Genomic DNA, 11,045 nt, shown 5'->3' with positions numbered 1-11,045 from the left:
CCCGCACCGGGGAGGGACCGCGGACCTCGGCGGCTTCGTGCGTACGTACGGGCGCTCCTGCCCCGGTCCGCCCGTCGGGCCGACTCGGTGTCAGCCGCTGACGACCGCGCGCAGGCTCTCCTTGAGCGAGCCCATGGTGGCCAGGACCGCCGTCGGCTCGTACCCGCAGTGGGCCATGCAGTTGTCGCAGCGCGGGTCCTTGCCGCGCCCGAAGTTGTCCCACTCGGTGGTCTCGATGAGCTCCTTGTACGTCTCGACGTACCCGTCGCCCATCAGGTAGCACGGCTGCTGCCAGCCGAGCAGCGAGTAGGACGGGATCGCCCAAGGCGTGCACTCGAACTCCCGCTTGCCCTCCAGGAAGTCCAGGAACAGCGCGGAGTGGTTGAGCCGCCACTTCTTGCGCTTGCCGTCGGCGAACGCCTCGCGGAACATCGCACGGGTCTGCTCGACGCCGAGGAAGCGGTGCTGGATCGGCGCCTTCTCGTACGCGTACCCGGGCGAGATCTGCATGCGGTCGACCTTGAGGTCGTCGTTGAGGTAGTCGAGCACCTCGCGCACCGACTCCGGCGAGTCGGTGTTGAAGAACGTGCTGTTGGTGAAGACCTGGAAGCCGGCGTCCTTGGCCATCTTGATGGCCGCGACCGCCTCCTTGAACACGCCTTCCTTGGCCACCGCCGCGTCGTGGCGCTCCTCGAGGCCGTCGAGGTGCACCATCCAGGCGAAGTTGCGGTTCGGCTTGAACTTGTGCAGGTGCTTGGGCAGCAGCACCGCGTTGGTGCACAGCACCACGAACTTCTTGCGGCTGAGCAGCGCCTCGACGATCTTGTCGATGTCCTTGTGCATCAGCGGCTCGCCGCCCGCGAGGGAGACCATCGGCGCGCCGCATTCCTCGACGGCGGCGACGACCTGCTCGACGGGCATGCGCTTCTTGAGGACGTCGTGGGGCTGCTGGATCTTGCCGCAGCCACCGCACTTCAGGTTGCACGCGAACAGCGGCTCGATCTCCACGATCATCGTGAACTTGTCGTTGCGCTTGATCTTCTGCTTGACGAGATGCGTACCGATCTTCGCGGCCAGGTTCAGCGGCAGACCCATAGTTGTTCCTCGCCCCTTTCGGCACAGTCCGGGCCTGCGTGGATGCCCGACACTCACCGGTTGCTGTCAACATCAACATACACGCTGTATGTCTCGAACCCGTTGTACGTGTGTCACACCTCGGGTCCAACCTTTCGCAAAATCGCCAAAACCCTTGCCAGGCGCGTGCTGTTCCCACTCGCGGGTATTTCGTGATCCACCGCAGGTCACAGCGTGCCATCCGCGTGTCAGGCTTGGGGCGATGCAGTCTGTATGTCTCGGGAGCGTTGTATGTCAGTCACCCGTCGGGCCCAGCACGTCGCCGACACCCGCGACGCGCTCGTGACCGCCGCCCGCGAACTGTTCGCCGAGCGCGGCTACACCGCCACCGGTACCGAGGAGATCGTCGCCCGCGCACGTGTGACGCGCGGAGCGCTCTACCACCACTTCCGGGACAAGAAGGCACTGTTCCGCGCGGTGATGGACAGCGTCGCCGCGGAGGCCGCCGAGGCGCTGGTCACCCACGAGCTCCGGCACGCGCAGGAGCGGCCGGACGAGCCGTGGGACCAGTTGCGGCACGGCTTCCAGTCGTTCCTGGACGTGTGCACGACCGGGGACTTCCAGCGCATCGTGCTCATCGACGGGCCGGCCGTGCTGGGCCAGGACGTCTGGGACACGCTGGTCGCCGAACACGGCCACGGACTGCTCGCGGAGTGGCTCCGCAAGGCCATGGCCAACGGCGAGATCGACGAACTGCCGGTCGCCCCGCTCGCCCGGCTGCTCGCGGCGCTCATCTCCGAGGCCAGCCTCTACACCGCACGGGCAGAGGACCCGGAGGTCGCGCGGCGCGAGGCGGGGGCGGTCGTGGACCGGGTGCTGGCGGGGCTGCGCAGCGGCAAGGGATAGGTCGTCGCAGTGGTGCGGAAGGCCGGAATGCGCGACGTGCGTACGCTTGGCGTCATACGTCGCACGGGGTGGTGCAGACCATTCACGGATCGGCACGTACCGTCATAGCCATGACATCCCGCGCCCTGCTGAATCCGCGTACCAACGGCCAAGCCGTTCTGCTTGTGTTGGTCGGCGCGGGATCGATCCAGTTCGGCGCGGCCTTCGCGGCCAAGCTGTTCCCGCGGGTCGGCCCCGAGGGTGCGGTCACGCTGCGCCTGGTCATCGCCGCGATCGTCATGCTCGTGGTGATCCGGCCCAAGGTACGCGGCCGCTCGCGCGCCGACCTCGGCACCGTCGTAGGCCTCGGCGTGGCGCTCGGCGGCATGAACCTGTGCTTCTACGAGGCGATCGCCCGCCTCCCGCTCGGTCCCGCGGTGACGCTGGAGTTCCTGGGCCCGCTCGGCCTCGCGGTGGTGTTGTCGCGGCGGCTGCGCGACATGTTCTGGATCGTGCTCGCCGCGGTCGGCGTACTCATGCTGGGCGAGGGCGGGTTCTCGGGTCTGGACGGCGTGGGTGTCGCGTTCGTCTTCGCGGCCGCCGCGTTTTGGGCGGCGTACATCGTGATCGCCACCAAGACCGCGCGGACCTTCAAGGGCGTGGACGGGCTGGCGCTCGCGATGGCGGTCGCCGCCGTGCTGGTGCTGCCGTTCGGCATCGTCGGGGCCGGGACCGCGCTGGTGGAACCGGGGGCGCTGGGCTTCGGGCTGGTGGTCGCGCTGATGTCGTCCGTGGTGCCGTACTCGTGCGAGATGCTGGCGATGAAGCGGCTCTCGGCGGCGACGTTCGGGCTGCTCGCCAGCCTGGAGCCGGCGGTGGCGGCGCTGGCCGGGCTGGTCGTCCTGAGCCAGACGCTGGGGATCGTGCAGGTGGCCGGCATCCTGCTCGTCGTCGCGGCGAGCGCCGGGGTGACGATCAGCCAGACGTCCGCGGCGCCGGCGGGCAAGTCCGCGGACAAGACGGGCGATAGGACAGGCGACAACGCGGGCGACAGTGCGCTGGGTCGAGACCCGGACGGAAGCGCCGGACGGGGAGCGGGCAGCGGGGACAGGCACGGTGCCGGGCCCGGCGCGGTTCCGGTCGAGGAACTGACCGGGGGCCTGCCGCCGCAGCCCTGAGCACCGCCGCCTTCGAGGGCTAGAGCTTCCACCACCAGGCTTCGAGGTCCTGGTCGTCCGCGAACTCCACGGGGAGTGCGTAGGGCGACTGCTCGGCTACCGCAAGGGCACCGGTACGCCGCACCACGTCCCGCAGGTCTCGCACGGCCGGCATCTCGGCGACCTCGTCGACGTCGTAGGGGCAGCCCACCGGGCCGCCGAGCAGCGTCCCGCAGCCGAACGCGTACCACATGCCTATGAGTTCGTGGTCCCCCTCGTGCGCCTCGGCGGCGACCGCGACCTCGCGGACGACGTCGATCAGCGGGGTCCGGTGCGGCGGGACGGCGTCGCGGCCGTTTAGTGCTCCGGCGTCCACCATGCGCTGCCACAGCTCGGTGCCCGCGTCGCAGTAGAGGGACGGCGGGTCGACGTAGCCGTCTTCGAGCCACGAGCCGTAGCCGCCGAAGTCGGGCGCGTCCTCGTCGGACGTCCGCAACTCGGTGAACTCGGCCAACGCGTCGAAGTAGGCGCGTCGGGCGGCGTAGTCGGGGTGCCGGTCGAGCGGGAAGCGGTACGTGTACCCGCGGCGCAGCAGTGAGTCCATCACCCGGAAATGGGTGAACGAGCAGTCGTACTCCGCCTGGAATCGGTAGAGCGCGGCGAACCAGTCCCTGACGCGCGGGTCGTCCGGCGCGCTGTCGCGGTCGAGGACGCGGATCGATTCCGCAACCAGGTCTTCTATCTCATGTTCGGACATCGGCGGCTCCGACGACGCGGCGGAAAAGGGCCTGAACACCCGATCTGACGCGCTCCTCGCTCGCCTCGGGGTCGACCGCATGGTGGCACGGTCCGACGTACGCGTGCAGCAGGAAATCGACGGTCAGATCCGGATCGCCGACCGTGAACTCGCCGGCCTCCGTGCCGCCGCGCAGCAGCCGCAGCAGGAGGTCGCGGGCTCCGCCCAGCGGCTCCGCTCCGCCGCCCAGCTCGTGGAACAGCACGTGGTAGAGCTGCCGGTGCCGCAACTCGGTGTGCACCCACTCCGCGACCAGCGTGTCCAGGCGCTCCGCCCACCCGACCGTCGGGTCGTCGAGCAGCGAGGCGGGTTTCTCCAGCATGCGGTCCCACACCTCGGCCTGGAGTGCGGAGATCAGCGCCTGCTTCGAGTCGAAGTAGAGGTAGACCGTGCCCTTGGCGACCCCCGCGCGGTCGGCGACACGGCTGATGGTGAGTGCGTCGTGGCCGGTCTCCAGCAGCAGGTCGGCCACCGCGGTCAGTATCTGGCGGCGGCGGACATCCGGCGGTTGGAAGCGGCCGGAGTTGACGGCCGGCTCGTTGCTGGGACTCACGGGACTCCTTCGGAACTGCGGTGCGACCGAGCATGCCACGGGCCGCCCGGCGATTGACGAATGACCGTCAGTCATTAGTATGACTCTTGGTCAGTTGAATGACCAGTGGTCATACGTCGGGCGCGGCAGACGAAGGAGAGCACCATGACGACTCCCAGGCCGGAGCGGCCGAAGCAGTCGGAACAGCCGAATCAGCCGGAGCAGGCGAATCAGTCGAAGCCGGAAGCGCACTACGACATCGCGATCATCGGCGGGGGCCCGGCGGGCCTCAGCGCCGCGATCGCCGCGACGCGGATGATGCAGCGCAGCGTCGTCGTCGAGTCGGCCGCGCCGCCGCGCAACGCCGCCTCCCACGGCGCCCACGGCCTCATCGGCCTCGACACGAGCACGCCTGCCGAGGTGCGCAGTGCCGCCTGGACGGATCTCGACCGCTACGGCCTGGCGGTACGCCGCGAGGCGGACGTCACCGATGTGTCGGTGGACCCCGGGGGCGGCTTCCTCGTCGAGATCGCTCAGCCCGGCGCGGCGGACCGAATCGCGGGTGAGGCCGGGGACCGGCCGGGCACGCGACGCGGCACGCTGTGGGCGCGCGACGTCATCCTCGCCACCGGCGTCGTGGACGAGCACCCGGACATTCCGGGCTTCGCCGAGTGCTGGGCGCAAAGCGTCATCCACTGCCCGTTCTGCGTCGGCTGGGAGAACCGGGACCGCACCTGGGGGATCGTCGCCCACGACCCGGACCACGCGATCATGACGGCCAGGGCGTTCCGGGCGTGGTCCGGCGACATCCTCGGCATCGTGCCGCCGGACATGCCGCGGATCGACGAGGTGCGGGCCGCGTACAAGGCGGCGGGCAACGAGCTCATCGAGGCGCGTGTGACCGGCCTGCGGCACCGGGACGGATCGCTGCACACGGTCGAACTCGACGACGGGCGCACCGTCGACCGCCAGACGCTCGTCTGGCATCTTGAGCAGAAGCCGGTGCCGTTGGTGTCGCGGCTCGCCGAGACCCTGGGGCTCGCGGTCGACAAGGGCGGCTTCGTGACGGTGGACGGGGAGCGGCGCACCAACATCCCGGGGCTGTACGCGGCGGGCGACCTGATCGTCCCGATGGGCCAAAGCGTGCTGAGTTCGGTGGCGGCAGGCGGCGAGGCGGCCGCGTCGATCGGGCGGGCGCAGATGTTCGCGGAGTGACGGCGGGGCGGCACCGGGGGCCGGCCGAGTTGCGCGGCTTTCGAGCGGATGCGGGATCCGGGATCCGGGATGCGAGCTCCGCGGAGCGAGATCCGGGGAGCGGGGGCGGATGCGTTCCGATCCTGTTCACCGGCTCCGAGTAGCCTCGCGGACGTTCGGCACATTGATCGGGAGGCGGGATGAGCATGGCGGACAACACGGCCGGCAACACGTCGGAGGGCGCGGCGGCAGCGCAGCACGCGGGGCAGATCGGCCTGTGGGAGCGCTTCGACCGCTTCGGCGCGGAATCCGACGTGGCCGGCGCGGCGGCCGAGGCGGAGGAACTGGGCTACGCCACGCTGTGGATCGGCGGCGCGTTCCCCGGCCACCTGTTCGAGAACGCCGAGAAGGTACTTGCGGCCACGTCGCGCCTCACGTTCGCGTCCGGCATCCTCAACATCCGCATGTTCCCGATCGAGGACACCCTCGCCGGGCTTGCCGCGCTGGACAAGACCGACCCCGACCGCTTCATCCTCGGACTGGGCGTCAGCCACGAGGAGTTCATGCGGCAGGAAGGGGAGGAGTTCGTGCCCCCGCTGGCCGCCATGCGGGCGTACCTCGACGCGCTGGATGCCGCCGGCATCGGCGAGGACCGCCGGGTGCTCGCCGCGCTCGGCCCGAAGATGCTGCGCCTGGCCGCCGAGCGCAGCGCGGGGGCGCACCCGTACTTCACCACGCCCGCGCACACCGCCGAGGCGCGTGCCCTGCTCGGCGACGACCCCTACTTGGCGCCCGAGCAGAAGGTCATCCTGGAGGCCGACCCGGCGACCGCGCGCGGCATCGCGCGGGAGGCCATGGGCCTGTACCTCGGGCTCGCGAACTACCGGAACAGCCTCAAGCGCCTCGGCTTCACCGACGAGGACCTGGCCGACGGCGGCAGCGACCGGCTGGTCGACGCGATCGTGGCGTGGGGCGACGAGGAGACGGTGGCCGCGCGCGTGCACGAGCACCTCGCGGCGGGCGCGGACCAGGTCGCGGTCCACATCCTCCCGGCCGCGCCGGGTGCGACCGGGCTGCCCCGGGAGGAGTGGCGCCGCCTGGCACCCGTGCTGCTCGGCTAGACGGCGGCGTCGGAGCGGCGTCGGAGCGGCTGCGGTCGGCCGTCGGCGCTCGGGCGGTAGCGGGGGACCGGCTACCGCCGAGCGCCGACGGTGGACCGGTCACCGCCGACCGGGATCGTTCCGCGACGGCCGACGCCCTTGTGCGGCTGGCCCGTTCGGGGCGAATTTCCCCTCGGCGTGCGGGTGATGCCGGGGCCGGCGCGATTCGGGATGCGCCGCGGCGGGTTGCCTCACCAGGACACATCCGATGAGATGACTGGGACCCGGTCGCATGCGCATGCCTTCCTCTGCACTGCCATGGACACTCCGCCTCTCCGTGGCCGCCGTAGCCGCCATGACGGCCGTTCCGCTCGTCGCCGCACCCGCGTTCGCGGCGGGCGGAGCCTACGGCGACTGGACGTTGCCCGCGCCGACCGGCTCGTTGTCGTTCCCCGGTGTCGGCCTGCCGAACGCGGCGGTGACCACGGACAGCACTTCGCCGCTGGTCGCGTCCGGGCAGAGCGCGTTCCTGAACCCCTCGACGCCGTTCGGCCAGGCGTACGGCGGGCCGCGCGGGCGCCCGTACCTCGCCCTGCGCACCGCGGCCGGGGCTACGCCGTCCACGACGACGATCACCTTCGACACCGCGCCCCCGGCCGGGACGTGGGGCTTCGCGCTCGGCGACGTCGACGCCGACCACGTGCACATCTACGCGACCGGCCCCGACGGCGTCGACCTCACTCCGGCCGAACTCGGCTTTCAGGGCGCCTTCAACTACTGCGACGGCACGCCAAGGCCCTCGACCTGCACGGGAGGCGGCCCGTTCACCGACGTACCGACGTGGGACGAGCCCAACGCGGATCTCGTCGGCAGCGGTTCGGACACCTCCGGAGCGACCGGCTGGCTGCGACCGACCAAGCCCGTCAAGAGCCTGCGCCTGGTCTTCTCGGTGCAGACCGGGATCCCGATCTACCAGCTGTGGGTCGCCACTTCGACCACCACGGTGGCGGGGCGGATCACGTCGGCGGGCTGCGGCCTCCCGGACGAGACGGCCGTACGCCTGCTTCGGCAGGATGGCACGCCTGTGCTTGACGCCGAGGGCGCGCCGGTCACGACGACGATGAACGCCGACGGCACGTACGCGTTCGACGCGGTCGGCAAGGCGCAGTACCGCGTGGCGATCGACGTGCCGGCCGGGTACACCGCGACGACGACCCAGAAGCCCGCCGATGCCCGCGACGACGACGCGACGGGCGTCGATTTCGCGCTGAGCTGCCAGGTGGAGACGATCGCGGAGCGGCCGGTCTTCGAGGCGCCGGGGCCAGGGCAGCCGATCCACATCCCGGTGCCCCCGCAGGTCGACAAGGACCACCCCGTCGACGTCGTCGCGCCGCCCGCGCACGGCACGGTCGTCCGCGATCCGCACGGTGGCCTCGTCTACACGCCGGAGAAGGGCTACGGCGGGCCGGACACGTTCACGTACCAGGGCCGCGACGCGCAGGGGCGCACGGTCCAGGAGACCGTCCGGGTGTCCGCGGTCGCGGCTCCGAGGCCCACGCCCAAGCCAACGCACACGCATACGCACTCGGCGAAGCCCAAGCCCGCGTCCAAGCCAGTGCACACGCACACGGCGAAGCCCGTGCCCGCCCACCTGGTGAAGCCGACGCCGCCTGCGCCACAGCCCCGCCCGATGCCGCCGAGGATCGCCGCCACCGGCCCCGAGCACACGGTTGAACTGGCCGTCGCGGGCGGGGCGTTCATCCTGGTGGGCGGGGCCATGGTCCGGTGGACCACGCGCCGCCGCTCCAATGACTGACGGGCCGCCGGGGGACCGGAACGCCGGCGGATCCAACGCCGGGCGTTCCGGTCGCCGGGCCAGACCGGCCTGATCGGCCTGATTGCACTGGCAGGTCTGACGGGCCGACCGGCCGCACTCGATGACCCGCTTGCTCCGCGTGATCGACATTTCCGGTTCGGCGTCCGCAGAGCGGGGAGGTGCCTTTTATGCCAATTGCTCCCGAACCTGTACTCGGACTGGTCAAGCGGCGCAACGAGCCCGTCGTGGTGCGCACCCTCCGCAGCACGGTCGCCGCCGTGCTCGCGTTCGTCGTCGCCCAGTGGCTGTCCGGCAACCCCGCGCCGCTGCTCGCGCCGCTCACCGCGCTCCTCGTCGTCCAGGTCACGCTGTATTCGACGCTCACCACCGGCATCCGCCGGATGTTCAGCGTCCTGCTCGGCGTGCTCATCGCCGTGGGATTCGTGGAACTCGTCGACCTCACCTGGTGGAGCCTGGGCAGCCTCATCCTCGCGTCGCTGGTCGCCGGACACCTGCTCCGCGTCGACCCGTTCGTCGAAGAGGTGGCGATCAGCGCGATGCTCGTGCTCGGGGTCGGCAGCCTCCACGCCGCGCACTCCACCGCCGCGGGACGCGTCGGCGAGACCCTGATCGGCGTCGCCGTCGGCATGCTCTTCAACCTCGTGTACGCCCCGCCCGTCTTCGTCCAGCCCGCCGGCGAGGCCATCGAAGACCTCAGCAACCGCCTCCGCAACCTGCTCGAACGTATGGGCCGGGAACTGCGCGGCGGAGCGTCCCGCGACCACGCCGACGCGTGGCTGAAGGAGGCGCGCATCCTCGACGGCGACATCGTCCAGGTCGACGGCGCCCTGGCCCAGGCCGAGGAGAGCCTGCGCCTCAACCCGCGCGCGGCGCGGCACGCCCTGCACGCCGGGATCGTGCTGCGCAGCGGCCTCGACACGCTCGAACACTGCACCGTGACCATGCGGTCCGTCTGCCGCGGCCTGGCCGACCTCACCCAGGAGTCCGGGCGGTACGAGAACGTCTATCCCGCCGAGGTGGCCGAAGCCCTCGACAACCTCCTGCGCCATCTCGCCGACGCCGTCGGCAACTTCGGCCGCATGATCACCGCCGAGGTCACCGCGCGCGCCGAGGAGGCCGAGACGCAGCTTGCCACCGCGCTCTCCGAGGCCCGCGCCGACCGCGACCACGCCGCCAATCTGCTGCGCGCCGAGACCGAGTACGAGCCCGACACCTGGGAGCTGCACGGGACCCTGCTCGCCAGCGTCGACCAGATGCTCGACGAGCTCGACGTCGACAAACGCGTCGAGCCCCGGCTCGCCGCCAGCAAGCACACCCGCCGCAGCAAGAGCCGGGCCGCGCGCCACCTCAAGCGGCTGCGCCGTGTCCGCGACAACCGCCCGGACAACCGCTCCGACGGCCGCTCGGGCAGCCGTACCGACAACCGTCCGGGCACGCGTACGACCAGCTCGGCCGACCGCTATGCGGCCGGCGGCCCCGCCGCCCGCGACATGCCGCGCTGACGGGTACGGGGCGCGGGCGCCGCGACGTACACGCAACTGTCCGGATTGCGCGGATGCGACGCACCCTTCGCATGGCTGCGCGTCCGTAGGGCAGCGCGTGACTCACGTCACCAACTCTTCGGGAGGTACCGTGCGTTCGCGTCGTTTTCTGGTCGCAGGAGTCGTTGTCGCCGCATTGCCGTTGTCGGCCTGCGGCGACGACGAGAAGAGTCGTGCCGACATGGATCCGAAGGCGATCGCGGAACAGGCGATCGCCCACACCAAGGAGAACCGCACCGTTGCGGTGACCGGCACCGGAACCGACGAGCAGGGCGCCGCCCAGGAGTCGCAGGCGTGCATGGCGATCTCCCCTGACGGCAACACGAGTTCGATGAAGGGCACGACGAAGGTGGACGGGGTCTCCGCCGAAGTCATCGGCACGGGCGGGAAGTCGTACGTCAAGGCACCCGGGATGTTCTACGCCCGCGAGGCGGGCGCGACCGACCCGGCATCCGTCGCCGCCTTCGACCGCGCTGTCGGTGGGAAGTACGTCGTCGGTGACGACGAAGGGTCTCAGGACAGCGCCGACTTCTTCGACGGCAAGACGGACGGACTGGTGAAGGGCGAGGTCACCGACTTCCACGGCAAGAAGGCCGTGCCGCTGTCGTGGACCGACGCCGACGGGACCCGCAAGACCGTGTACGTCGCGGCCAAGGGAGACCCGGCCGTGGTGGGCCAGTTGGAGGAGAACGGCCCGGCCCGGGTCGAGTCCGAGGTCACCGGGTACGGCGTCCCGTGCGACGTCGCCGCACCGCCCGCCGACCAGGTGATCACGCAGGAGCAGGCCCGCCAGGCGGTGGCCGCCCAGGCGTGACGCGGCCGCGCCCCCGGCTCCGTTCAGGGCGGTTCCGTAAGCCTGCCGGGCGGGGGCACCCGGCCGACCGCCCCGCGCACCCTGCGCACGCGTCGCCCGCGCACCCCGCGTCAGC

The 11,045-nt window shown here is 71.1% G+C and carries 10 protein-coding genes; 7 read left to right on the top strand and 3 right to left on the bottom strand.

Going from position 1 to position 11,045, the window contains the following annotated elements:
• Positions 1-90 precede the first annotated feature (90 nt).
• Positions 91-1,095, bottom strand: a complete 1,005-nt coding sequence (hpnH, locus tag AB0C36_RS41165) for an adenosyl-hopene transferase HpnH (RefSeq protein ID WP_358364431.1) — start codon at positions 1,093-1,095, stop codon at positions 91-93.
• 270 nt (positions 1,096-1,365) lie between these two features.
• On the opposite strand from hpnH, the gene AB0C36_RS41160 reads away from it, so the two are divergent.
• The gene (locus tag AB0C36_RS41160) at positions 1,366-1,980 is read left to right on the top strand and encodes a TetR/AcrR family transcriptional regulator (RefSeq protein WP_358364429.1); all 615 of its coding nucleotides are present in this window, start codon (positions 1,366-1,368) and stop codon (positions 1,978-1,980) included.
• A 110-nt stretch (positions 1,981-2,090) separates the two neighbouring features.
• Entirely contained in the window at positions 2,091-3,137 is a 1,047-nt protein-coding gene (locus tag AB0C36_RS41155; RefSeq protein WP_358364426.1) for an EamA family transporter, read from the top strand.
• A 19-nt stretch (positions 3,138-3,156) separates the two neighbouring features.
• Here AB0C36_RS41155 and AB0C36_RS41150 read toward each other — a convergent pair whose 3' ends face one another.
• Entirely contained in the window at positions 3,157-3,873 is a 717-nt protein-coding gene (locus tag AB0C36_RS41150; RefSeq protein ID WP_358364423.1) for a hypothetical protein, read from the bottom strand.
• A complete protein-coding gene (locus AB0C36_RS41145) occupies positions 3,860-4,465 on the bottom strand; it encodes a TetR/AcrR family transcriptional regulator (RefSeq protein WP_358364421.1) in 606 nt (201 codons plus the stop codon). Before AB0C36_RS41145 ends, AB0C36_RS41150 begins: the two co-directional genes overlap by 14 nt.
• A gap of 144 nt (positions 4,466-4,609) precedes the next feature.
• On the opposite strand from AB0C36_RS41145, the gene AB0C36_RS41140 reads away from it, so the two are divergent.
• The 5 genes from AB0C36_RS41140 (at position 4,610) to AB0C36_RS41120 (ending at position 10,930) form a co-directional block, all read left to right on the top strand.
• The gene (locus tag AB0C36_RS41140; protein ID WP_358364419.1) at positions 4,610-5,659 is read left to right on the top strand and encodes an NAD(P)/FAD-dependent oxidoreductase; all 1,050 of its coding nucleotides are present in this window, start codon (positions 4,610-4,612) and stop codon (positions 5,657-5,659) included.
• Positions 5,660-5,838: 179 nt separating this feature from the next.
• Complete coding sequence (locus tag AB0C36_RS41135; RefSeq protein ID WP_358364417.1) at positions 5,839-6,759, top strand: LLM class F420-dependent oxidoreductase; 921 nt, start codon at positions 5,839-5,841, stop codon at positions 6,757-6,759.
• Positions 6,760-7,075: 316 nt separating this feature from the next.
• On the top strand, positions 7,076-8,554 hold the full coding sequence (locus AB0C36_RS41130; protein WP_358364415.1) for an Ig-like domain-containing protein: 1,479 nt from the start codon (positions 7,076-7,078) through the stop codon (positions 8,552-8,554).
• Between the two features lie 188 nt (positions 8,555-8,742).
• The gene (locus AB0C36_RS41125; protein WP_358364413.1) at positions 8,743-10,077 is read left to right on the top strand and encodes an FUSC family protein; all 1,335 of its coding nucleotides are present in this window, start codon (positions 8,743-8,745) and stop codon (positions 10,075-10,077) included.
• A 220-nt stretch (positions 10,078-10,297) separates the two neighbouring features.
• Positions 10,298-10,930 (top strand): hypothetical protein, encoded by a 633-nt coding sequence (locus tag AB0C36_RS41120; protein WP_358364411.1) that lies wholly within the window; start codon positions 10,298-10,300, stop codon positions 10,928-10,930.
• The last annotated feature ends 115 nt before the right edge of the window (positions 10,931-11,045 follow it).

The sequence above is a fragment of the Streptodolium elevatio genome (genome assembly GCF_040649515.1).
Lineage (GTDB): Bacteria > Actinomycetota > Actinomycetes > Streptomycetales > Streptomycetaceae > Yinghuangia > Yinghuangia elevatio.
This window is presented reverse-complemented; position numbering and strand designations above follow the sequence as displayed.